Here is a 23,318-nt window from a genome sequence, read left to right as displayed (position 1 = left end):
GAAAGAAGGGTCTTTCTCAGTCGAGTCGCTCGGCCGCGCCGCGCTCGACCAGCGGGTCGGCGTTGGCCGCCGGGAGCGTCACCACGTCCTCGGTGGCGAGGTCGTACTCGCGCTCGTCGACGCCGAGGATGGTCCCCACGTCGGCGGTGATGCGCACCGTCTCGCGCTCGTCGGCGAGGCCGGAAAGCGGGTCGTCCGCGGACGGTTCCACCGTGTCGGTGTCGCCCGCCGACGGGGCCGCGGTCTCCGGGTCGGGGCCGTCCGGGGGAATCGCGGGCCCGGAATCCGCAGAGCCGGAGTTCGCAGCGTCGGAGTCCGAAGGCCCGGACTCACCGGAGACCGCGGCGGCCTCGGTGGCCGGTCGGTCGGCGTCCGATTGGGGCGTCGATTGCGCATTCGAGGCGTCGCCGCCGGTTCCGCCGCCCATCGCGTCCGCGAGCACGTCGCCCGCGGCCAAGTCGCCGGTGACGGCCTCGAGAGCGCTGGCGTCGGTTCCGGGGCCGGTCGGCGCGGTCTCCGGGTCGGGTTCGTCCGGCGGAATCGCGGGCCCGGAATCCCCGGGCGCGTCCGGCTCCGCGGTCGTCACGTCGGTCGCCGCAACGTCTCCCCGCGGGGAGTCGGCGGCCGACACGTCTTCGAGCGCGGACAGCACCGTCCCGCGGTTCTCCTCGATGCGGGCGACGAGGTCGTCGAACAGCCGCTTTTCCTCGCGGGTCAGCCCGTCCGTCTCGGAGGTCATCCCCGCGGCCGCGAAGCTCGCGGCCTTGACGACTTTGCCGACGCGGCGCTCGTAGATGGAGGTGACGACCTCCTCCGCGGTCTCGATTTCGTCCGTGAGCCGCCGAATCTCCGGCGAGTAGTGGGTGCCGAGCTGTTCGGCCTTCTGCTCGCGTTTCGCCTTCTGCTCGGCGATGAACTCCGCGACGTCCTCGTAGAACGACTCGCGGAGGTGCTGTAGGCTGTCTTTCTGTCGCTCCGTCCGAAGCACGCTCCTGAGGTCGTCCACGTTCATTCTGTCACCTTCTCGGCTCGACCGCGAGTCATGAGAAACACGCCGAGGCTCTCGTCTACCGACTGCACGCCGGAGTCGAGTGTAAAGCTATCGCCGTCGAACTCGACCTCACCGGGGTCGGTCACGTTCACGCTGATGTCGCGGCCGCGGAAGCGGTCCGGGACCGCATCGGAGAGGGGGTCGAAGCCGTCGATTTCGTCGCGGTCGAGCGGTTCGACGACGAGCCCCGACCCGCCGTGGAGGCTCTTGGGGAGGCGAATCAGCCGCTTCGTGTCGGTCGTCACGGGTTCGTCTATCGGCGAGGTCTGGTCCTCGACGGTCTCGTGTGCGAGCGCCTCGACGAGCGTCCTGACGCCGGGGCCGCCGGCCTCGACGTTGCCCTCGCGGACGGCGTCGGGGTTGTTGCGGAACGCGCCGAGAACCGTCTTCGCGCGCCCGTCACCGATGCCGTCGAGTTCCTTCAGCCGCGAGAGCGCGGCGTCTTCTTCCATCTCCAACAGCGCGTCCACGAAGTCGAGGAGTCGCCGGTGGGTCCGCCGACCCCACCCGCCCTCGGTTCGGAGGACGCGCTGGGTCGTCGTCCCGTGCTGTCGTGTCTCGATGAGCGCGTCGAAGTCGAGGTCGATGGCGCGGATGTAGTCCACGATTTCGCGGCGGGCCTCGCTGTCGAGGCTGCGGACCGACTCGTCGCGCACGTGGACGTGGTAGCCGCGGCCGCCGGAGAACACCGCCTGCATCTCCTCGAAGTCGAAGTCGTCTTCGAGGAGGTCGAGGAGGTCCAGCAGGGCGTCTTTTCCGGCGTCGAGCATGTCGGCGTACCCCGTCGTCTCGGGGTCGACGCCGGGGAGATGGTCCGCGTCGATGTCGAAGACGAGGTCCGCCTCGCGCCAGCCCTTGTCGTCCATCGACCCCGCTCCGGGGTCCGCAAACCGGGCCGACGAGAAGTAGACGTGTCGAGGGGCGCTGCGGGCGAGGTAGTCCGAGAGGTCCCCGAGGTCGAGCAGCGACTGGTGGCGGTGCATCCGCGTGCCGCCGGCCGACCACGGGATGACGCCCCACTCTCGCTCGCCCGGCGCGGGCGGGAGCGGAACGTCGGTGCTCCGGTAGTAGTCACCGAAGCGACCTTCGAGGTACTCGCGTGTGCGCCCGTCCATACACCTCGGGTTCCGGAGGCGTGGGTAAAGCGATTACGTCTCCGCGCCTCCGTGGTCGTTTCTCTCACTACCGTATTGTGAGTCTGCTTATCATTGTCGTTCGTGTATGAACCGGTGTGACCGACATGGAGTACACCTACCTCGGCGACACCGGACTCGAAGTCTCGCGGCTCTGTCTGGGCTGTATGAACTTCGGTTCCAGCGCGGAGTGGATGATGAACGACAGGCAGGCGAGCCTCGACCTCCTCGACAGCGCGCTCGACGCGGGTATCAACTTCCTCGACACGGCGAACGCCTACTCCCGCGGGGAGTCGGAGGAAATCGTCGGCGAGGCCATCGCCGAGCGCGACCGCGAGAAACTCGCCATCGCGACGAAAGTCTACTTCCCGATGGGCGACGGGCCGAACAAATCGGGGCTCTCGCGCAAGCACATCATCGACCAGGCGCACGCGAGCCTCGACCGCCTCGGCACCGACTACATCGACCTCTACCAGATTCACCGCTGGGACGACGGCGTTCCCATCGAGGAGGCGCTATCGGCGCTCGACCACCTCGTCGAGGAGGGGCTGGTCCGCTACGTCGGCGCGTCCACGATGTCGTCGTACCAGTTCACGAAGGCGCTGTACACCGCCGACGTGGAGAACCTCGAACGCTTCGCCTGCATGCAACCGGAGTACAACGCGGTCGACCGCCACGAGGAGGCGAACTTGCTTCCGGTGTGCGAGGGCGAAGGCGTCGGCGTCGTCCCGTGGTCGCCGCTCGCGGGCGGCTTCCTCACGGGCAAGTACGAGCGCGACGCCGAGGTGCCGGCGGGCACGCGCGCGAACTCGGACGAGTACACGTCGAACCGCTTTACCGACGAGAACTGGGCCGTCCTCGACGCGATTCGCGCCATCGCCGACGAAAAGGGGGCGACGCCCGCGCAGGTGTCGCTCGCGTGGCTGCTCCACAAGCCCGTCGTGGACGCGCCCATCATCGGCCCGCGGCGACTCGACCACCTCGAAGAGAACGTCGGCGCGCTCGACGTGGCCCTGAGCGACGACGATATCGAGCGAATCGAGGCCCCGAAGACGCCGCGGTGGCCCGCGCCGGGAAAGGACTAAGTTTTCAGCCCACAATCATAATACACGATTGTTATAATTATTGGATTGATTGAATTTCGGGGCGCAGATACTATTATCAAGTAGTTTACTACAACACCGGTAGTGGCCAGCACCAAAACTATAAATAATCACTAATTGTAGAATACAGACTGTAATGGTTGATGCTGACTCACGTAAGGGCAAGCGGAATGGCGTCTCTCGACGCAGCTTCGTGAAAGCTGCCGGCGCATCGGGCGTCGCGGTCGGACTCGCTGGTTGTATCAGCACCGGTGGGGGAGACGGAGACAACGGTGACAACGGTAGCAACGGCGGCGGAGACAGCGACACCTCCACGCCGATCAACACCGAAGAAACGACCGAAGACATCACCGTCAAGATCGCGGGCGATACTCGGATGGCCGACAACAGCGATGCGATCGTCCAGTCGATGCGCGACGCCGGGCTTCCGGACAACATCTCCATCGACATCATCGCCGGCTCGCAGGTGACCGACAACCGTCAGGCACAGTACCAGCAGTGGCTCGGTGGCGGCCGTGAAGAACCGACCCTCCTGATGATGGACAGCGGGTGGACGATTCCGTTCATCGCGCGCAATCAACTGCAGAACCTCTCGGAGTCGCTCCCGAGCGAGATGATCTCGACTATCGAAGACGAGTACTTCGAAGCGTCCGTCTCGACGGCGAAGGGCTCCAACGGTGACCTCTACGGCGTTCCGCTGTTCCCCGACTTCCCGACGATGCAGTACCGCAAGGACCTGCTCCGGAACGCGGGCTACACCGACGACGACTTCGACACGTGGGCGACCGAGTCCATGTCGTGGGAGGAATTCTCGAAGGTCACGAAGGAAGCGCTCGACGCCAACGACGTCCAGTACGGCTACACGTTCCAGGCGGACGTCTACGAAGGCCTGTCGTGTTGTGACTTCAACGAGTTCATGACATCGTACGGTGGCGCCTTCTTCGGTGGCCGCGACAACCTCTTCGGGCCCGTCGGTGAACGCCCGATTACGGTCGACGAACAGTCGGTTCTCGATTCCATCCGGATGGTCCGCACGCTCATCCACGGCGAGGACGACGAGTACGCACTCGACGGTATCACGGGCGGCATCGCGCCCGAAGCCGTCCTCCAGTGGACCGAAGAGCCGTCCCGGAAACCGTTCACCGGCGGCGACGCCATCATGCACCGCAACTGGCCCTACTCGATTACCATCAACGGTGCCGACGACGTCTTCGGCGAGGACCTCGGCGTCATGCCGATTCCGTACGGCGTCCCGGCCGACGAAGCCAAGTACGAGGGAACCGGCGGCCCCGTCGCGGCCCTCGGTGGCTGGCACATGACGATGAACCCGAACGCACCGCAACAACAGAAGCAGGCAGGTGCGCAGGTTCTGGAAGTGATGATGAAGCCACAGTTCCAACTCGACAACTTCGGTATTCAGGGATGGATTCCACCACGTCCGGAACTCCTCGACTCCGAGGAGGCGAAAAATGTGGACGTCATCGGTCGCTACCTCAGCGCCCTGAAGGTCGCTGGCAACAACGCCATCCCCCGTCCGGTCACCGTCGTGTGGCCACAGCAGTCCGGGAAGGTCGCTCAGGAAGTCAACAACGCGTATGCTCAAGAGAAGACGCCCGAACAGGCGATGTCCGACCTCAAGTCGCAACTCGAGGCAATCGAACAGAGCCTTGCGTAAACTCCGTCTTGGGTAAGACGTAATATCACCTACATACGTTATCAATTGTCATGGCTACAGAACAACAATCGGGGGAGGCACTGTCTGAGTCTCGTCGCTCAGGTCCGTACGCGTCTGCCGTCAACTGGGTCGAGGCGTTGTCGGAGACCCAGTTCGCGTACCTGCTTCTGACGCCCGCACTCATCCTTTTGGGGGTAATCGCGATATACCCGCTCGCGTCGACGTTCAGCATGTCGCTGTACGCAGACCAGCTTACGGGGTCCGCACGACTGGGTGAGTTCGTCGGGTTACAGAACTACATCGACCTGTTCACCGGTGCGCGAAACTACGCACTTCCGTCTGCCTTCCTCCCGACGTTCACGTCAGAATTCCCGTTCGTGACGAATATCTACGGGAGCGCGCTGATGGTGACGCTCATTTTCACCGTCTTCAGTGTGCTCTTCGAAACGCTCATCGGCTTCGGTCAGGCGCTCATCTTAGACCAGGACTTCCGTGGTCGGCGATGGGTCCGCGTCGCCATCATCATCCCGTGGGCTGTCCCCATCGTCATTCAGGGGATGATCTGGTACCTGATGTTCCAGCCGAACATCGGGTTCCTCGTCGGCACGACCGAAAACCCGGCGCTGTTGAACCAACTCGGCCTCATCGGAACGACGCCGCTGCGGAACACCGCAGACTCGTTGTTCCTCATCATCGTGGCCGACGTCTGGAAGACGTCAGCGTTCATGGCACTGCTCATCCTCGCCGGGATGCAGAGTATCGACCGCTCGCTGTACGACGTCGCGAAGGTCGCCGGTGCGTCGCGCTGGCAACAGTTCAAGATGATCACTTTCCCGCTCATCCTGCCGTCGGTGCTGGTCGCGATGCTGTTCCGCACCATCTCGGCGATGCGCGTCTACGGTATCATCGAGACGATGGCCGGCTGTCAGACAGTGCCGTCGCTGTCGTGTCTCGTCGTCACGACGTTCAACGCACCGCTGTACGGGACCTCGGCGACGGTGGCGTTCGTCACCGCCGGTATCATCGCCATCGTGGTCTCGGTATACATCGTGAACTTCGCCAGCGAGGATCTCTAAGATGTCGAGCGAACAACCAGGAGCCGGTCTCCATGACGACGACGCAGAGATGAAGCGCGGGCCGTTCGGCCGCTGGGTCGCCAAGGCCATCAAGAACCCGGGGAGAGTCTACCGAGCGATGTTCTACGTCGCGACGGTGTTCTTCCTGTTCACGACGCTGTTCCCGTTTTACTGGCTCTTGATCATCGCGCTCACGCCGAATCGACTGATCAGCGACATGGGGCTCCTGCCGAAGGGGTTCAATCCGGAGGTGTTCGTCACCATGTTCGAGCGCGTGCCGTTCCACCTCTACATGTTCAACAGTTTCGTGTTGGGCATCACGACGACGGTCATCGTGTTGCTCCTCGCGAGCCTCGCGGGATACGTCTTCGGACGTCTCCGCTTCCCCGGGAAGGGCGTGCTGATGCTCGGTATCCTCGCCATCTCGTACTTCCCGCCAGCGGCGTTCCTCATCCCGCTTTTCGAACTGTTCACGGGGAACACCGCGATTAGCCTCGGGGCGGTCACCATCTCGTCGCCGGACCTGTTCAACACGCCGGCACCGATGGTGTTCCCGTTTAGCGCGTTGTTCCTGCCGCTGTCGATATTCATCCTCACGACCTTCTACGGACAGATTCCCGACGGGTTGGAGGACGCGGCGCGTGTCGAAGGGACCACCCGACTCGGTGCCCTCTTCCGCGTCATCGTGCCGCTTTCGGCACCCGGCGTGGCGACCGCAGGCGTCCTCACGTTCATCTCGGTGTACAACGAGTTCTTCTTCTCGTTCATCATGAACAACGGCGAGGCCGACTCGTGGGCCCCCATCGTCGCGGGTATCCTGAAGTATCAGGGGCAGTTCGACACCCCGTACAACCTGATGGCCGCCGCCTCAATCGTGGGGGTCTTACCCGTGGCAATTCTTGTCATCATCGCACAGGAACGCATCGTGAGTGGACTGACCGCAGGAGCGCTGAAGGAGTAATCATGGGAGACGTAACACTCGAACACGTAAGCAAGCACTACGACGACGTAACGGCGGTCGACGACATGAACCTCGACATCGACGACGGAGAATTCATCTGTCTCGTCGGTCCGTCGGGGTGCGGCAAGTCGACGACCATGGAGATGATAGCGGGGCTGACCATCCCCTCGGAGGGGAAGATGTTCATCGGCGACCGCGAGGTGACGAACCTCCCGCCGAAGGACCGCGGGGTGGCGATGGTGTTCCAGAACATCGCGCTGTTCCCCCACATGGACGTCTACGACAACATCTCCTTCGGGCTCCGCCTCCGCAACTACGACAAGGAGGAAATCGAGCGCCGCGTCGAGCGCGCCGCCGAAATCGTTCAACTCCAAGGAATGCTCGAACGCATGCCCGACGAGATGTCCGGCGGGCAGCGACAGCGCGTCGCCATCGCCCGCGCCATCGTCCGGAACCCCGGCGTCTTCCTGATGGACGAACCGCTCGCGAACCTCGACGCGAAGCTCCGGGTCCACATGCGGACCGAACTCCAGCGCCTGCACAAGGAACTGGACACGACCATCATCTACGTCACCCACGACCAGGCGGAGGCGATGACGATGTCCGACCGCATCGCGGTCATCGACTCGGGACAGCTCCAGCAGATCGACCCGCCGCTGGTCTGTTACAACGAACCCGCGAACCTGTTCGTCGCCGGCTTCATCGGCTCGCCGTCGATGAACTTCCTCGACGGCGAGGTCGCGGCCGACGGCTTCTCGTCGACCAACATCGACGTGGAGTTCGACCCCGCGGACCTCGGCGTCGAACCGGGGACGGACGTCACGATGGGCATCCGCCCGGAAGACGTGTATCTCGTCGACGAGGAGTCGCTCGTATCGAACCCGAGCCACCGCATCGACGCCGTGACCGACGTGCTCGAACCGATGGGCGACGAGATATTCGTCTACCTGAAGCTCTCGGAGTCGGCCGAGACGGACCTCGAAGACACGAGCGGCGTCGCCAACGACCAACTGCTGATGAGCGTCGCCCCCGACACCGACATCGCGGAGGACGAGGACGTGACGGTCGTCCTCGACCGCTCGCGCGTCCACCTCTTCGACACGGCGACGGGCGAGGCCATCAGCCACGGCATCGAGACGCCCGTCCAGACGAGCGGCGCGCCCGGCACGGAAGCCGAAAGCGACGACTGACGCGGCCGTAACGCGGCCCGCTCCGGGGGCTCCCGGGTTCGTCGCCGTCCCGCCCCCGACTCGCACAGCCCGCACAACGCGCACCGAACCAACCCACAGCACACTCACCCACACAATGGTCAACGAACTCGGCCTGTTCTACCTCGGCGGGATGACCGTCCTGTTTTTCTTCTGGGCCTACGGCATCGTCTCGTTCCTGCTCGACCTGAAGAACAAGTTCATCCCGAAGGGCAAGCAGTACCTCCGCGGGCGACGCCGCCTCAAGGAAGAAAAACGCCGCGAGGAAGAACGCAAGGAGCGAGAAGAACAGCTCTACTGACCCGACTCGACCCGTGTTGCTCGCCTCACTCCGCCTCTATTGCGTGCCACCCGTCACAGTGAAAACGCTCTCTGGCCGGGGTCTCGCGGTCGATTCTGGCAAATCAGCCCAAAGAACGTGAAACTTAACACCACCAGTAGTTAATCATCGAATCATGAGTACCGAATCATCAGTCCGGGTCGGCATCGTCGGCCTCGGCAACATCGGACACCACCACGCGGACCGCCTCGTCGACCTCGGCGCGACCCTCGTCGGCGGCCTCGACATTCAGGCGGACGCCCGTCGCCGCTTCGCGGAGAAGTACGACGTGAACACCTACGAGGAGAAGTCGGAACTGTTCGAGGAGGTCGACGCGGTCATCATCACCACGCCGAACCGCTTCCACGAGGAGTACGCCGTCGCCGCGCTCGACGCCGGCCTCGACGTGCTGCTCGAAAAGCCGCTGGCGCACTCGCTCGAATCCGCCGAGCGAATCGCCGCGGCGGCCGAAGACGCCGACGGCTTCTGCATGGTCGGCTTCAACAACCGCTTTGCCAACCCCGTCGAGGTCGTCCGCCACCACTACGAGGAGGGCCGCTTCGGGGACGTGACCCACGTCGAGGCCAACTACGTCCGCCGCCGCGGCATCCCCGGGCGCGGGTCGTGGTTCACCTCGAAGGAAATCGCCGGCGGCGGGTCGCTCATCGACATCGGCGTCCACGCCATCGACCTCGCGCTCTACTTCCTCGACTTCCCCGAGGTCGTCGAGGTCTCCGGCGTCACCCGCTCGGAGTTCGGTGACCGCGACGACTACACCTTCGTCGAGATGTGGGGCGAGGACGTGGGCCCGGAGGCCTTCGACGTGGACGACTCCGCGAGCGCCTTCATCCGCACCGACGAGGGGACGACCATCTCCCTCGAAGTCGCGTGGGCGACGAACCGCCCGACCAACGACGAGTTCTTCCTCCGCGGCACGGAGGGCGGCGTCCGCTTCGACCGCGCGAGCCACGACCTCCAGTTCTACGAGGACGGCGTCGGCGGCGGCAACCACCTCTCGACGACGGACGTGGAGACGCAGGACAACGACACCCACAAGACCGAACAGGAGGCGTTCCTCGCGGCCGTCGCCGAGGGCGAACACCCCGGCCGCAACACGGTCGAACAGGGTCTCGCCGTCCAGCGCGTCATCGACGCCATCTACCGCTCGTCGGAGACGGGCGAGGCGGTCCGCCTCGGCGCGGCCGAGACCGAGACCGAGACGCCCCCGGCGAACTGACCACCGCGAACGCACACCCCTCACAGCCCCACTGTTCACACCATGTCCGTCATCGACTCACTCAGGCGACCGGAACACACCGGCGAGAACCGCTGTCTCCCGTGTACCGCCGTCAACGTCGCACTCGTCGTCGTCGTCGGTCTCGCGGTCAGCGTGCTCTCGCCGGTCGCCGGTCTCGTCGTCCTCGTCGGCGGCGCGCTGTCGGTGTACCTCCGGGGCTACGTCGTCCCCGGTACGCCCTCGTTCGCGCCGCAGTTGGTCGGCGCAGTCGGTCTCGCCGGCGTCTTCGACCACGGCGACGACGCCCCCGACCGCCGCTCGGAGTCGCTCGACGCCAACGTCGACCCCGACGTGATGCTCTCGACGCTCCTGAACGCCGGGGTGCTCGTCGAGGAGGAAGACGGCCTGTTCCTCGCCGCCGACGCCCGCGAGGAGTGGGAGTCGACGATGGCGACGCTCCGGAAGGCCACGGACGAGGAACTCGCCGAGGCAGTCGCCAACGCGGTCCCGTTCGAGGCGACCGTCGACGCCGAGTTCGGAGGCATCTCGCTAGACGGCCCCTCGATGTCCGTGTGGATTTCCCGGCCGCAGGCCATCGCGGACGTGGCGACGCTCTACACGGTCGTCGAGCGCGGCGTCGACCCGATGGTCGCGCTCGCGGCCACGGAGCCGATGCGGATGTTCGTCGAGGTCTGTCCGGACTGCGGCGGCCCGGTCGAGGAGACGACGACGCGCAACTGCTGCGGCGGCACCGCGGGGCTGTACGACTCGCCGGAACACGAGGTCCTCGGCTGTGCGGACTGCGGCGCGGTCGTCTACGAGTTCCCCGACGAGTAGCCGTCGCTGGCGGGGACTAGTCGAGCGGAAAAGACGCGAGCGGAAACTGACGACGCGGCTTCAGACGATTTCGTCGCGGTTCGGAACCTCGTCGCGGCCGAGCAGAATCTCCTGTCCCTCCACGTCTTCGAGCGCGGCGACCAGCCCGCCGACCTCGACGACGCCCTCTTCGGTCTCGATGTGGAGCGACGCGACCTCCTCCGTGTCCTCGAAGGCCGTCTCGATGACGCGCCCTTCGACCACGATGGGGTCGCCGGTCTCGATGTCGCGGCCGGAGACGGAGGCGTAGAAGTCGCCTTCTATCTCGCGGATGTCCTTGACGGCCCGGCGGATGGAGGCGTAGCGGCGCGGGAACGGCCGGCGCTTGCCGTTGGCGACGATGGTCTCGGCGGTGCTCCAGAGGACGGTCCCGAAGAAGCCGCTCACGAGGAAGCCGAGCGCGGAGCGGTTGAAGATGACGCCGTAGCGGTCGCGGTCGTCGCGGAGGGCGTCCTGGGTCGCGTAGATGGAGTACTCGCCGTCGGCGACCGCGAGGACGGGCGAGGTGATGCCGCGGCGGGCGCGGGCGATGGTCGCCACGTCGAGGTAGTTGAACTCCTCGGGGTCGGGCGCGCGGGAGGCGGGCGTCACGAGCAGGTCGATGCTGACGCCGCTGTCGATGGCCGCCGCGAGGTCGTCGCGGAAGCGACGGAGCAGGTCGGGCGTCAACGAGAGCACGAGTTCGTACTCCGCGGCCTCGATAATCTCCTCGATGTAGCGGAGGATGGTCGACCGCGACTTGACGAGCGAGACGGCCTCGGTGTCGCGGGCGGGGGCGGTGTAGCGTGCCTCCAGTTCCTCGATGAGTTCCTCCAGCGAGGTCTTGACGTTCGCGAAGGCGTCGTCGGGGTCGACGGCGACGATTTTCATCGGGCGCGACTCGCGGAGTTCGACGAGGCCGCGGTCCGACAGGCTTCGGACCGTGTCGTACACCCGCGGCTGGGGGATGCTGGTTCGGTCCGCGATTTCGCTCGCCGTCAACTGTCCGTGTTCGAGAACGGCCAGATACGCGTCTATCTCGTACTCACCGAGGTTGAAGCGCTCACCGACTCGCTCCATGGTGAGCCGCAGTTCGTCAGCCATGCTCGTGACGTGTACGGCATCACCTAAATCATTTACTGAAATCCGAGTAGCACGACATTCCGAAAACAAGTGGCACAACTGATGGCAGGGCGGCCGGCGAGCGTCGCGGAACGGCGGGCGGGCCGGTTTTCACATGTACATACGGTCTTCCGGGAAGTCGGCCTCGCTTTCGTGGAGTCGCTCGGCGAGTTCGGCGTAGTACTGCTGGACCTCGGCCGCAAAGGACTCCAGCGGCGAGGAGTCAACGCCGAGGTCGTACACCTCGTTGGCGGCGTCGACGAGGCGGATAGCCGCCTCTACGTCGGGGACTTGAGCGTGAACCGGCGTGACGTAGACGCCGACGCCGAGGGGCGACCCGATGCCGCGCTCGACGAGCGCCGCGTTGGTGCCGTCGAAGAACCCGCGACCCATCGGCGGGATGTCGCTATCGGCGAGTCGCGCGTCGCGGTAGTCGTCGGTGGCGATGTAGAACACGCGGTGTTCGTCGGGGCCGTGGGCCATCGGAATCCCCGAGAGGACGGCGAGTTCTTCGACCTGATTTCGTTCGGTCCATTCGAGGATGGCGTTTCCGAACTGCGTGCCGTGGACCGCGGGGACGAACAGTTCGCCGACGAGCACGGTCACGTCGAGATCCTCGCGGGAGAACAGTCGCGTGTGGTGTCAGGGGCGACCGTCCTCGAACGGCGTCACCGCCGGGATGCCCTCGACGGTGAGGTGGCCGGTCTGTTCGAGGTCGAGGTGGTCGACGATGAAGTCGACGGCCGTTAGTCCGGCGAGTCCGAACGACGAAAAGCCGCAGAGGAGCGCTCGACTGGGCGGCGTCTCGTGGGTGATGCGGAAGTCGGGACGGGCGGTCGTCGCGTCGGCCATACAGATACTGCGACGGCCCGACACTTAGCCGTTCACCGCGACCGAACCCCCCAAAGTAACAACCCTTTTTTCGCCGCTCCCCGTTGCGGGTTCCATGCACGGAGTCGAGGGGGTTGCCGACGCGTCGGCCGCGGTCGGCGGGGTATCGGCTGCGGGGAGCCACCTCGCGGTCGCCCCGCTCCAGTCGACGGCGCTCACGCCGCCGGCGTTCGTGCCGGACCACTTCCTGTTTCCGGGGTGGCGCATCGCCGTCGCCCTCGTCATCGTCGCCCTGTCGGTCGGGCTCTCGAAGTACGCTGTCCGTCTGCTCGGCCGGCCGGTCGCCCGACAGTTCCGCCGTCAGAGCGTCGCCCAGACCATCCTGCGAATCGTTCGTCTCGCTATCGTCCTCGTCGGCGTCGGCGTCGGCGCGAACGTCCTCGGCCTCGAACTCGGCGACATCGTCCTCTCGGTGACGGTGTTTTCGGCGGTGCTCGGTATCGTTCTCGCGCCCATCGTCGGGAGCATCATCAACGGGGTGTTCGTCCTCTCGGACCAGCCGTTCGAAATCGGCGACATGATAGAACTCGACGACGGCACGAAGGGCTTCATCGACGAGATTACCCTGAGCTACACGAAGATATTCACCCTCGACAACACCTTTCTCGTGATGTCGAACTCGAACATCCGCGACCGCGACGTCATCAACTACTCCGCGGAAGACGAGCGGACCCGTCTGTCGCTCGACGTGCTCGTCACCTACGAGTCCGACATCGACGCCGCCCGCGACCTCGTCGAGCGCGCCGCCCGCGACTGCGACGCGGTGGTCGAAGGCGGCCCCGACATCCGCATCGGGAGCGCCCGCTACCCGGCGAAGCCGACCGCCTACATCAACTCCTACGCCGACAACGGCGTCCTCCTGCGCCTCCGCTACTGGGCGCTGAAACCGTACAAAATCGGCCGCATCCAGTCGGAGGTCCAGACGCGGCTCTGGTCGCTCGTCGAGGAGTCCGACGCGACCGTCGAGTTCGCCTACCCGCACACGCACCTCGTCTTCGACGAGACCAGTGGGAGCCTCCACGTCACCAGCGACGAGGCCGCGAACCGGCGTCACGCCACCGCGTCGCCGGCTCCGGGAGCGCCCGTCCAGTCGGTCTCCGACGGGGAGGGCGGCGAAGCCTCGGTCGATGCGGCTGATTCGGCCGACGCGACCGACGCCCCGGACTCGGCGGGCGCGGAGTCAGCGGACACCGCCGAGAACTGACGGGGAACGGCGAACGCAGTCGAAACTGGTCGCATCGAAAACGGGGAAACCCGAACTCGAATCCGAGTCCGAACTCGAACCGAACCGTGCGCCGCCGGCTCAGTCGTCGGCGCGGACGGTGATGACCGTGCAGTCGAGCTTTTCGCGGAGGAACACGTCGATGTCGGGGTCGTCGAGGAACCGGCGGAGCATCCGCCGCCAGCGGCTCGCCTGTTTCGACCCGATGACGACGATGTCGGCCTCCTCGGCGGCGACCTCTTCGAGAATCGTCTCCTCGACGAGGAATCCCCGACGGACGACGTAGCGCGCGCGGACGAGCGGCCCGAACTCGGCTTCGACCGCCCGCTTGAGTTCGGTCCGCGTCACGCCGCGGTTCGACTGGTAGAGGTCGACGTGGAGGACCGTCAGTTCGGCGTCGCGCTCGCGCGAGACGCGGACGGCCTCTTCGAGCGTCGCCCGGGAGTGCTTCGAGAGCGGGTACCGAACCGGGACCACGACCCGTGTCATACTCCGAGACCACTCGCCGGGCGTGCGTGAACCTTTCCCTCTCCGACGGCCGCGTCGCCGTTGCTCACGCTCTTTCCGTCTCCGTCAGTCGTCGGCGCGGCTGGCCGACCGGCGCTCGATGCGCCCCTCGACGGCGGCGTCGAAGCCGACCTCGCGGGCGTAGCGCGCCAGCGCGTCGTGTTGAATCTCGAACTCGCCGCCCCGGTGGGCCTGCGTGATGGCCGGGAACTCCTGTGTGCTGTGGAGCAGGTAGTCGCTCGTGGCGACGGTGTAGCTCGCCTCTGGGTCGATTGGCTCGCCGCCGACGAACGCCGCGACGACCTCGTCGCGGTCGTCGTCCCAGACGATGCGCGCGCCGCTGACGTGGGCGTGCCACCAGTCCGGTTCGCCGAATCCCATCTCGGCCCCGCGGGCGGCCCCGAACGCCGCCAGTAGCTCCGTGCCGGTCACCTCGGCGACGACGAGGTGCTCCTCGAAGGGGACGAGGCTCACGAGGTCGGCGTGGGTCACCTCGGGACCGATGGGCGGGCCGGAGCGGATGCCGCCGCTGTTCTGCAGCCCCACGTCCGCGCCGGTCGCCCAGCGGTAGGCGTCGGCGATGGCGTTGCCGACGCGGCACTCGCCGGCCGCGACGGTCTCTTCGGCGCGGTCCATGGGGCGGTCGATTCGACAGAGCACCTCGTCGAGGCCGGCGGCGTCGACTCGACCCGCCAGCGCCGCGACCAGCCCCTCGTCGGCCCGGTACTCGGCGGTCCGGTGGCGGACCGTCTCGATTCTGTCGGCGGCGACGCGGACCTCCCAGACGACGTGGCCGTTCGCGCCGGGGCGGACGATTGGCACGCCGTCGACCACGTCGTCGCGCTCGGCGTGGACGTGGCCGCCGAGGACGAGGTCCACGTCGCACCGGGCGACCAGTTCGTCGTCGCCGCTGCCGAGGTGCGAGAGCGCGACGACGAGGTCCGCGCCGTCGTCCCTGAGTGCGGCGGCCGCGTCGGCGGCGGCCGCGTAGGGGTCGGAGAAGCCGACGTCGGCCGCCTCCGGGTTGATAGTGCCGGTCGCGGGGTCGGTGACGCCGAAGAAGCCGAGGGTCAGCCCGTCCACCTCTCGGGTCGTTCGCGGGACGGTTCCCCCGGCGGCGGCGAACCGGCCGCCGTCCTCGCCGTGGACGTTGCTCGTGACCCACGTCGGCCGGCTCGCGGCGACGAGTTCGCGGGTCCGGCTCGGCCCGTAGTCGAAGTCGTGGTTGCCGAACGTTTCGAGGTCGGCGTCCACGGCGTCGTAGAAGTCGAGCGCCTGTCCGCCGCGCTCGACGAGCGAGAGGACGCCCGGCGCGGTGTTGTCGCCGGTGCCGACCACGAGCGTGTCGTCGCCGTCGAGGGCGCTGACGCAACCCGCGAGGCGGCCGGCGCGCTCGGTGTCGTCGAAGACGTTCTCGATGTCGGAGTAGTGGAGGAGCCGAGGCATTCGCTTCTCGAATGTGGCGGTGCGGGCGGATAAGAAGCCGTCGGGACGGCCCGTGGGCGGGCGAGACGGCGCGGAACCGGCGCGGCCGTCATCGCCTCGACCGAGTGAGCGTCGTCTCTACTCGCCGTCTTCCCCTTCGAGTTCGAACGCGACTTCGACCTCGGCTTGGTACTCTCGCGTCTCGACGGACGCGAGTTCGACGCCGAGTTCCTTTACTTCGACCCAGTGGACGCCCGCGAGCGTCTCCTCCGCGCGGTTAATCGCGTCGTCGACGGCGGCGTCGAAACTCTCTGCACTCCGACCGACGAGGGTGATTTTCTTGAACACCATCTCGTCGGACCCTTCGTCGTACTATCACAAATAATCGTCCCTGATTCGGCGGCGGTGGGCGGGCGGGTCATCTCGCACCGCGCTGTCGCGGGCTCACTCGTCGGGCCGATACGGGCGCGCGGTCTCGGCGCGCGCCGCGACGAGTCTGCGACCCCACGCCACGGCCGAGGGCTCGTAGCTCACGACTAGCGCCTCCGGAGCGCCCATGTGGTCGTAGACGACGAGCGTGACGGAGGCCGTCGTCGGTCGGTCCATGACCACGACGCCGAACGTCGGGTCCTCGTCGACCGCGGCCACGCGGACGCCGGCGTCGACCATGGCGTCGAGGTCGTCGGGATAGCGGTTCGAGAGCCAGTCGAGCGACTCCGCGGAGAGGACGAGCGTGACGCTGTCGCCGAGCCGGGTGAGCTGCTCGCGCGCCTCGGGCCAGTTACTGAACAGAAACGGGCCGTTGAAGCCGGCGAGCTCCGTCACCTCGTTGATATCGAAATCGAGCGGTGCGCGCCGTTCCATCTCCGAGAGGTCGCCGGTACAGACGACCGCCTCGCGGAACAGCGAGGGTGGCGGCTCGACCGACTCGGGGAGGTGGTCGAGCACGGGTACCGCGCCGAGCACGTTCGCCATCGCCCGAATCGCTTCGTCGTGCGTCTCTAGCGCGACTCGACCCGCGCTCGTGGCGACGAACCTGCCGTTCGACCGCTCGACGAGACCGAGCCCGACGAGTCGCTCGACGCCGCGGTCGACGGTGGACCGAGAGACCGAGAGCGTGCGGACCAGTTCGGCCTTCGAAAGTGACTCCGTCGAGAGCGCTTGGAGAATCTGCCGGCGACGGCCGACCGTCTCGAACGCGTCGGCGGCGTCCTCGTCTCCATCACCGATCCAACTCGACATCGGTGTGAACGTCTCAGTCCGTGTACAAATGTATATCGGGATTCGAGAGAAATCGCCTGCTGTCGGCTGATTCTGACGGCCTGGTCCCCGCCAGTTCGTGTCAGCGAGGCGCCGTTTCGAACCGCCGCTGCAACGCGCCGACCACGTCCGAGAGGTGGGCGGTCCCCCAGACGGCGACGATGACGCCGCCGACGGCGTCGAACACGAGGTCCAAGAGCGTGTCGTCGAGACCGTACTGCGTCAGCACCGACGCGGTGCCGGCGAGCGAGGCGACCCCGGAGATGGCGAACTCGATGACCTCCCAGAAGACGCCGAACGCGAGGACGAAAAGCAGGATGAAGACGAACATGAACCGCGGCGGCAGGTAGATGTCCGCCGTGTGCTCGTCGACCGCGCGGACGGTCGCGTAGCCGGCGGCCGCGACGACCGACGACGACAGCGCGTGCGTGAGATGGTCCCACCACCAGACGCCCGCGTAGAAACTGGTCTCCGAGCCGGGGAAGCCGACCGTCCCGAGCGCGTGGAGGAACGCCGCGGAGGATATCCAGAGCGTCAGCCCGGCGTCCATCGGGATGCGGTAGTCGCGTTCGAGTATCGCCGGCAGATAGGTCACGCCGAGACCGACGAGCGCGTTGACGACGATGCCGAGGTTCCCGCGGTCGAGGCCGATGAAGACGAGACCGACGAGGACGACCTGCATCGCCCGCGAGAGTTGGGACTGCCGTCGCTCGTCGATACGGAGGTGCGAGCGAATCTTCACGGCGACTCACCTCCCTCCGGCGCGCGGGAATCGCCGTCCGTCTCCGCCGCGTCCGAGAGCCCGGCTACCTCCGCCGCCTCCGACTCCTCGGCCATCTCCGCCACCTCCTCGGGGAGTCGCTCGCGCGACCCGGCCCGGCGGCGGAAGTAGTACTCGAACAGCAATCCGGCGAGGAGTCCGGCGACGGTGGCGGCGACGAAGTCCCACATCAGCCCCGCCTCGACGACGTGCTCGGGCCGCCCGTTCAACAGCAGGCGCGTCCCGAGGTAGAGGTCCGAGAGCCACTGGACGACCGCCCAGACGCCCGCGGCGGCCATCGTGGCGATGACGACGAAGAAGACGGCGAAGGAGTGGTTCATCCGGACCGGCGTGAACACGTCGAGTTCGACGGCGACGATGAGCGCGATGGCGGCCACCGCGAGATACGTCGACACGCGCCCGGTGAACGTCACGCCGCCGATGGTCTGGCCCCGGACGAGAACGCGGGCGACGAGCGGGAACGAGGCGAGCGCGACGACCTCCCACGGCAGCATCGCTCGCGGTTCGCGGAAGGCGACGGCGGGGACGACGGTGACCGCGGCCACGACGGCCGCGAACCCGCCCCAGACGAGGTCGCCGCCGGTGACGACGCTCCCGACGGCGACGGCGACGAGGAAGCCGACGAACAGCCACGCGAGCGCCGCGTTGAGCCGTCTGCTCCGGACGAATCGCGCCAACTCCGTCTGTGCGGCCTGCGACATGCTCGCCCGTTAGCGACGGGCTGAGAAAACGTTTGGGCGAAACCGCCCCATTTCGATTACGTGTTCGTGCCGTGAACGACCTCGTAGTCGTTCCCACCACCGTTCGACACGCCGATGATTGCCCACTCGTATGGAAGGTCGATACCGCGAAGCCGCTCTCGAAGCGCGCTGATGTGGTCGTCCCACGTCACGAAGCAGCGGAACCGATACGGTGTCTCGGTGCCGCCGTCTGCGAGCACCGGACGGCATTCAGTCGCTTCGCGCGAACTCAGTGCGGTCACGTGGACCGTACGCCACTTGCGTTCGGCCAGCATATCGGGTCCGTCCCCCGAGACGGAGTAGCCGAGCCGGCCGAATATCGACCGAGCCTCCTGAACAGGAGGCATCGAAGCCTGGGCCATGCACGTCTACGTACACCCGCACTCCTGATAAAGATTGTCACGCCATACCATACCAATAATTGACGAACGGTCGCGCCGAGACGCCCGGCTACTCGTGAGCGGCGTCCCACTCCTCGGGTTTGCGGACGTTCCCGCAGTTGTTGCACTCGATGCGGGCCATCGTGTCCATCGCGGTGTCGAACGAGTCGCAGTTGCCGCAGAGGTAGCCCCATCGGTTCTCGGCGTCCTCGGTCGAATAGACGACGTAGAACGGTCCCTTCGAGCCGCGTTCGGGCTCGTCGGTGGCGACGAAGACGGTCTTACCGCTCGATACGGTCTGGGTCTGGAGTTCGGCCATGCCACCGATTCGCGCGCGGGTGGCTTAAGAAATTGGTCCCTACGTCCGGAACGACTCGCCGCAGCCGCAGCTGCTCTCGGCGTTCGGGTTGTTGACGTGGAAGCCCGCGCCTTGCAGGCCGCCCTCGAAGTCGAGGGTCGAACCGCCGATGTAGTTCATGCTCGCGGGGTCGACGAACACGCGGAGGCCGTGCTGTTCGACGACCGTGTCGTCGTCTTCCGGTTCGTTGTCGAAGCGCATCCCGTAGGACAGACCGGCGCAGCCGCCCTGCTGGACGAACAGCCGAAGTCCGGCCACGTCGGTGTCCATCGACTCCCCTTCGAGGAGGGAGACGGCTTCGTCCGCGGCCGCGGGCGTGACCGTGACCGCCATATCGCCGCCGCCACTCGCGGATTCCGTGCTCATACGTCCCACTATACTGTGGGAACGGATAACTGTGGCGCAGGCGGAACTTCGCGCGCCGCCCCGGTAGGCTGTGGCTACCCGGTGGAACGCCTCAGTTCACTCTTCGAACCGCTCGCGGACGCTCTGGGCGTGGGCGTCGAGGCCCTCCGCCTCCGCGAGCGTCGTAATCGTCTCGGAAAGCTCCGACAGCCCGTCGCGGTCGAGGCGCTGGACCGTCGTCGAGCGGACGAAGTGGTCCACCGAGAGGCCGCCCTGTCGCTTCGCGCCGCCGCCGGTCGGGAGGACGTGGTTCGTCCCGGAGGCGTAGTCGCCGGCCGCGACGGGCGTGTACGGGCCGAGGAAGACGCTCCCCGCGGAGTCGATGCGGTCCAACAGCGCCTCGTCGTCGTCGGCCTGAATCGTCAGGTGCTCGGCGGCGTACTCCTCGGCGAACAGCACCGCCTCGGACATCGACCGCGCGAGGAGGACGCCCGACGCGTCGCCTTCGAGCGCCGCCTCGATGGTCTCCGCGCGCTCGCGCTCGCCCGCCTGTCGCTCTACCTCCGCGACGACCTCGGCGGCGAGGTCGGCGTCGTCGGTGACGGCGACGACCGACGCGTTCGGGTCGTGTTCGGCCTGCGCGACGAGGTCGGCGGCGACGAACCGCGCCTCGGCCGTCTCGTCGGCCACGACGAGCACCTCGGAGGGACCGGCGAGGAAGTCGATGTCAACGTCGCCGCGGACCTCGGCCTTCGCCGCGGTGACCCACTTGTTGCCCGGGCCGACGACCTTCTGGACGGCCTTCACCGTCTCCGTGCCGTAGGCGAGCGCGGCGATGCCCTGCGCGCCGCCGACCGAGTAGACCGCGTCCGCGCCCGCGACGTGCATCGCGGCGAGCGTGACGGGGTTCATCGGCTCCGCGGGCGGCGTGGCGACCGCGACGTGTTCGACCCCCGCGACCTTCGCGGGAATGACGCCCATCAGGACGCTCGAGGGGTAGGCGGCGGTGCCGCCGGGGGCGTAGACGCCGACCCGGTCGAGCGGGCGGTACCGACGCCCGAGTTCGCGGGTGCCGACGTCGCCGAACTCCTCGTGCCAGTCCTCGGGGACCTGTTTTTCGTGGAACTCGCGGACGTTCGCCGCGGCGGCCTCGATGGCCTCGCGCACGTCGTCGTCGATTTCGTCGTAGGCGCGCTCGGCGGCGTCGGTCACGTCGATGTTGCCGACCTGGACGCCGTCGAACTCGTTTGAGAACTCCCGGACCGCAACGTCGCCCTCTCGGCGGACGCGCTCGACGATGTCGCGCACGTCGGACTGGACCTCCCCGACGCCGGCGTCCCGCTCGAAGAAGGCGCGGCGGGCGTCGGTGCCGAGGTCGGCCAGTTCGCGAACCTCGATGTTCATACCTCGGCTTTGCGGCCGGCGCGAAAAGTCGTTGCGGAAGCGGTGGGGCGGGCTGTCGGCGGCCGTCCGGTCCTCCGGACAGTCGCGGAGCTAATCCGACGTTCGGCCGCCCCCGCCCCCGCCCGGTCACCCGAGGAGCGTCGAGTACAGGAGCCAACCGTTCAGGGCCACGATAACGGCGATGGCGACGCCGAGGACGCCGGTCGTGGTCGCCCGGTTGCGGAAGTTTCCCATCAGCGACGCCTCGTGGGTGAACCAGAGGAGCGGAATCAGGACGAACGGGAGCTCGAAGCTCAGCGCGACCTGCGAGGCGACGAGCACCGACGTGGGGTCGAAGCCCGCGGCGACGATGAGGAGACTCGGCACGAGCGTGACCGACCGCCGGAGCCAGACGTTGATGTCGAGGTCCAGAAAGCCGTCCATGACGGTCTGGCCGGCCATCGTCGCCACGAGCGACGACGAGAGCCCGGCGGCGATGAGCGCGACGCCGAACGCGAGGCTCGCGTTCGCCCCGAAGACGCCGCTGAGGGTGACGTACGCCTCTTCGAGCGTCTCGATGCCCGTCCCCTGAAGCGCGGCGGCGGCGACGATGAGCATCGCGGCGTTCACGAACATCGCGCCGAAGAGCGCGACGACGGTATCGAGGCGCTCCAGCCGGAAGTGGCGGCGGTGGACGGCCTCGGTGTCGCCGTCGGACTCGATGAGCCGGTCGCGGCGGTCCTGTACGATGTACGGGTGGAGATAGACGCTGTGCGGCATCACGGTCGCGCCGAGGATGCCGATGGCGACGTACAGCGCCGAGGCGTTCGGGACGGTCGGGACGAGGCCGGAGGCGACGGTCGAAGCGGTCGGTCTCGCCAGCGCCATCTCGAAGACGAACGCGAGGGCGATGACGCCGACGAGCGACATGATGGTGAGTTCGACCCAGCGGAACCCCCGTTTGTGTGCGGTCCGAACGCCGAGCAGGGCGAACGAGCTCACCGCCGCGAGGACGGATCCGGCCCACAGCGGCAGGGAGAAAACGAGGCTGAACCCGATGGCGGCCCCGATGATTTCGGCCATGTCGGTGGCGACCATCGCCAGTTCCGCGGCGGCCCACAGAAGCACGACGACGGGCCCCGAAAAGCGCTCCCGGCAGAGCTGTGCCACGCCCTTCCCGGTGGCGATGCCGAGTTTGGCGGCGAGCACCTGAATCCCCATCGCCATGACGCTGGCGAGGACGATGACCCACAGCAGGGCGGGGCCGAACTTCGCGCCGCCCGAGATGTTTGTCGCCCAGTTTCCGGGGTCCATGTAGGCGACGCTGATGATAAAACCGGGGCCGAGATACGAGAGCAGTTCGCGGAGCGAGGGGCGCATCCCCTACCGACACCTCGGTTGTTCACATACGCAAACGTCTGAATTTGCCATGTCTAAATAATAATTTCACCTGTCAAGCAAAACTGCTATCGGTCGTTTCAGACGCGAACCACAGTCACGGTGTCAGTCGGAAGCGTGACGGCCGGCCCACCAGTGACCGAAGACTATCGCGCGACGGGGACGGCGGGAGAGTTCGTCGCTCAGTCCCGCGCCGCGGCCTCTCCGACTACGCCACGTCGCGCTGTTCAGTGTACGTCAGCGTCCGGTTGTCCGTCTCGATGGTCGTCTGGACCGTAATCCAGCCGTCCGCCTGCTGGACCGCGAACACCTCCGAGTACGACAGTTCGACGCGCTTCGTCGTCGTGTACGACTCGCCGGCCGCGAGGTCACCGACCGCTTGGGTCCCGCGCCAGACCTCGTCGTCCGGGTCGGTGTCGTTGCCGACGAAGATGCGACTGTACAGGGTGACGCCGGAGCTATCGGTGTCCTGTTGGTTCGTTATCGTGCTCGTCACGTCGCGGCAGGTCTGTCCGCACTCCTCTATGTCGACGACGACGACGCCGAACGGCGGCCTCGATTGGGTCTCGGTCGCGTCACCGTCGCCGCTATCGCCGTCGCCATCGCTGTCGTTGCTCCCGGTGTCGTTCCCGCCGGTGTCACTGCTGTCCCCCCCGCCGCCGTCGGGCGACACGGTCGTCTGCGTGGGGAACGCTCCGTCGGAGCCGTCGGCGGAGGTCGTGTCAGCGAACGGTCCGATTCCCGCCAGGAACGCGGCGGCGACACCGGCCGTGAGCAGGACCAGCACTGTCGCGGCGACGAAAACTGTGCGTCTCATAACTGAGTTGGGACCTCATATTGGGCGGCTGTCATGTGCCACGTCGCTCGATAGCGTCGGGTCACACTTAG

Annotated in this window: 24 protein-coding genes and 1 pseudogene; 9 read left to right on the top strand and 16 right to left on the bottom strand. The window is 66.8% G+C overall.

All coding sequences use genetic code 11. From position 1 onward, the window contains the following. Window positions 1–16: 16 nt before the first annotated feature. On the bottom strand, window positions 17–1,012 hold the full coding sequence (locus HVO_RS17730; protein ID WP_004042883.1) for a DNA replication complex subunit Gins51: 996 nt from the start codon (window positions 1,010–1,012) through the stop codon (window positions 17–19). Then, window positions 1,009–2,166: a DNA primase small subunit PriS gene (gene priS, locus HVO_RS17725; RefSeq protein ID WP_004042882.1), complete on the bottom strand. Its 1,158-nt coding sequence runs from the start codon at window positions 2,164–2,166 to the stop codon at window positions 1,009–1,011. Before priS ends, HVO_RS17730 begins: the two co-directional genes overlap by 4 nt. Before the next feature lie 125 nt (window positions 2,167–2,291). Here priS and HVO_RS17720 point away from each other — a divergent pair, with 125 nt between their 5' ends. The 8 genes from HVO_RS17720 (at window position 2,292) to HVO_RS17685 (ending at window position 10,600) form a co-directional block, all read left to right on the top strand. Beyond that, window positions 2,292–3,269 carry an aldo/keto reductase gene (locus HVO_RS17720; RefSeq protein WP_013035270.1) on the top strand — a complete coding sequence of 326 codons (978 nt, stop codon included), beginning with the start codon at window positions 2,292–2,294 and terminating at the stop codon, window positions 3,267–3,269. Window positions 3,270–3,423: 154 nt separating this feature from the next. Continuing rightward, window positions 3,424–4,962, top strand: coding sequence for a substrate-binding domain-containing protein (locus tag HVO_RS17715; RefSeq protein ID WP_013035562.1), 1,539 nt, complete (start codon window positions 3,424–3,426; stop codon window positions 4,960–4,962). Window positions 4,963–5,012: 50 nt separating this feature from the next. Next, entirely contained in the window at window positions 5,013–6,038 is a 1,026-nt protein-coding gene (locus HVO_RS17710) for a carbohydrate ABC transporter permease (protein ID WP_013035506.1), read from the top strand. Between the two features lies 1 nt (window position 6,039). Continuing rightward, window positions 6,040–6,999 (top strand): carbohydrate ABC transporter permease, encoded by a 960-nt coding sequence (locus HVO_RS17705; RefSeq protein WP_004042875.1) that lies wholly within the window; start codon window positions 6,040–6,042, stop codon window positions 6,997–6,999. A 2-nt stretch (window positions 7,000–7,001) separates the two neighbouring features. Then, window positions 7,002–8,189: an ABC transporter ATP-binding protein gene (locus tag HVO_RS17700; protein ID WP_004042874.1), complete on the top strand. Its 1,188-nt coding sequence runs from the start codon at window positions 7,002–7,004 to the stop codon at window positions 8,187–8,189. 115 nt (window positions 8,190–8,304) lie between these two features. Continuing rightward, complete coding sequence (locus HVO_RS17695; protein ID WP_004042869.1) at window positions 8,305–8,508, top strand: hypothetical protein; 204 nt, start codon at window positions 8,305–8,307, stop codon at window positions 8,506–8,508. Between the two features lie 154 nt (window positions 8,509–8,662). After that, window positions 8,663–9,763, top strand: a complete 1,101-nt coding sequence (locus tag HVO_RS17690; RefSeq protein ID WP_004042862.1) for a Gfo/Idh/MocA family protein — start codon at window positions 8,663–8,665, stop codon at window positions 9,761–9,763. A gap of 42 nt (window positions 9,764–9,805) precedes the next feature. Next, window positions 9,806–10,600 carry a hypothetical protein gene (locus HVO_RS17685; protein WP_004042861.1) on the top strand — a complete coding sequence of 265 codons (795 nt, stop codon included), beginning with the start codon at window positions 9,806–9,808 and terminating at the stop codon, window positions 10,598–10,600. A gap of 60 nt (window positions 10,601–10,660) precedes the next feature. Here the strand turns inward: HVO_RS17685 and trmB are convergent, their stop codons facing one another. After that, a complete protein-coding gene (gene trmB, locus HVO_RS17680; protein ID WP_004042859.1) occupies window positions 10,661–11,722 on the bottom strand; it encodes an HTH-type sugar sensing transcriptional regulator TrmB in 1,062 nt (353 codons plus the stop codon). A 129-nt stretch (window positions 11,723–11,851) separates the two neighbouring features. Next, window positions 11,852–12,592, bottom strand: a pseudogene (locus HVO_RS17675) (proteasome assembly chaperone family protein). A gap of 94 nt (window positions 12,593–12,686) precedes the next feature. Here HVO_RS17675 and HVO_RS17670 point away from each other — a divergent pair. Beyond that, complete coding sequence (locus tag HVO_RS17670; protein ID WP_004042857.1) at window positions 12,687–13,835, top strand: mechanosensitive ion channel family protein; 1,149 nt, start codon at window positions 12,687–12,689, stop codon at window positions 13,833–13,835. A gap of 99 nt (window positions 13,836–13,934) precedes the next feature. Here the strand turns inward: HVO_RS17670 and HVO_RS17665 are convergent, their stop codons facing one another. The 12 genes from HVO_RS17665 to HVO_RS17610 form a co-directional block, all read right to left on the bottom strand. Continuing rightward, window positions 13,935–14,342 (bottom strand): universal stress protein, encoded by a 408-nt coding sequence (locus tag HVO_RS17665; RefSeq protein WP_004042855.1) that lies wholly within the window; start codon window positions 14,340–14,342, stop codon window positions 13,935–13,937. A gap of 84 nt (window positions 14,343–14,426) precedes the next feature. Beyond that, window positions 14,427–15,806 carry a bifunctional metallophosphatase/5'-nucleotidase gene (locus HVO_RS17660; protein WP_004042854.1) on the bottom strand — a complete coding sequence of 460 codons (1,380 nt, stop codon included), beginning with the start codon at window positions 15,804–15,806 and terminating at the stop codon, window positions 14,427–14,429. 117 nt (window positions 15,807–15,923) lie between these two features. Next, window positions 15,924–16,136: a dodecin gene (locus HVO_RS17655; protein WP_004042852.1), complete on the bottom strand. Its 213-nt coding sequence runs from the start codon at window positions 16,134–16,136 to the stop codon at window positions 15,924–15,926. Between the two features lie 93 nt (window positions 16,137–16,229). Continuing rightward, window positions 16,230–17,027 (bottom strand): helix-turn-helix transcriptional regulator, encoded by a 798-nt coding sequence (locus HVO_RS17650; RefSeq protein ID WP_004042849.1) that lies wholly within the window; start codon window positions 17,025–17,027, stop codon window positions 16,230–16,232. 100 nt (window positions 17,028–17,127) lie between these two features. Beyond that, a complete protein-coding gene (locus HVO_RS17645) occupies window positions 17,128–17,787 on the bottom strand; it encodes a hypothetical protein (RefSeq protein WP_004042848.1) in 660 nt (219 codons plus the stop codon). Further along, window positions 17,784–18,527, bottom strand: a complete 744-nt coding sequence (locus tag HVO_RS17640; RefSeq protein ID WP_004042846.1) for a hypothetical protein — start codon at window positions 18,525–18,527, stop codon at window positions 17,784–17,786. The genes HVO_RS17645 and HVO_RS17640 overlap by 4 nt, the downstream gene beginning before the upstream one ends. A gap of 56 nt (window positions 18,528–18,583) precedes the next feature. After that, a complete protein-coding gene (locus tag HVO_RS17635; protein WP_013035460.1) occupies window positions 18,584–18,928 on the bottom strand; it encodes a DUF7116 family protein in 345 nt (114 codons plus the stop codon). An 88-nt stretch (window positions 18,929–19,016) separates the two neighbouring features. Beyond that, on the bottom strand, window positions 19,017–19,265 hold the full coding sequence (locus tag HVO_RS17630) for a DUF5816 domain-containing protein (RefSeq protein WP_004042840.1): 249 nt from the start codon (window positions 19,263–19,265) through the stop codon (window positions 19,017–19,019). 39 nt (window positions 19,266–19,304) lie between these two features. After that, window positions 19,305–19,670, bottom strand: coding sequence for a HesB/IscA family protein (locus tag HVO_RS17625; RefSeq protein ID WP_004042835.1), 366 nt, complete (start codon window positions 19,668–19,670; stop codon window positions 19,305–19,307). Between the two features lie 96 nt (window positions 19,671–19,766). Beyond that, window positions 19,767–21,047, bottom strand: a complete 1,281-nt coding sequence (gene hisD, locus HVO_RS17620) for a histidinol dehydrogenase (RefSeq protein ID WP_171810351.1) — start codon at window positions 21,045–21,047, stop codon at window positions 19,767–19,769. 132 nt (window positions 21,048–21,179) lie between these two features. Beyond that, window positions 21,180–22,412: an Nramp family divalent metal transporter gene (locus tag HVO_RS17615; protein WP_004042832.1), complete on the bottom strand. Its 1,233-nt coding sequence runs from the start codon at window positions 22,410–22,412 to the stop codon at window positions 21,180–21,182. A 226-nt stretch (window positions 22,413–22,638) separates the two neighbouring features. Beyond that, on the bottom strand, window positions 22,639–23,247 hold the full coding sequence (locus tag HVO_RS17610) for a hypothetical protein (protein WP_049914831.1): 609 nt from the start codon (window positions 23,245–23,247) through the stop codon (window positions 22,639–22,641). Window positions 23,248–23,318 lie beyond the last annotated feature (71 nt).

Source organism: Haloferax volcanii DS2, from assembly GCF_000025685.1.
Lineage (GTDB): Archaea > Halobacteriota > Halobacteria > Halobacteriales > Haloferacaceae > Haloferax > Haloferax volcanii.
This window is presented reverse-complemented; position numbering and strand designations above follow the sequence as displayed.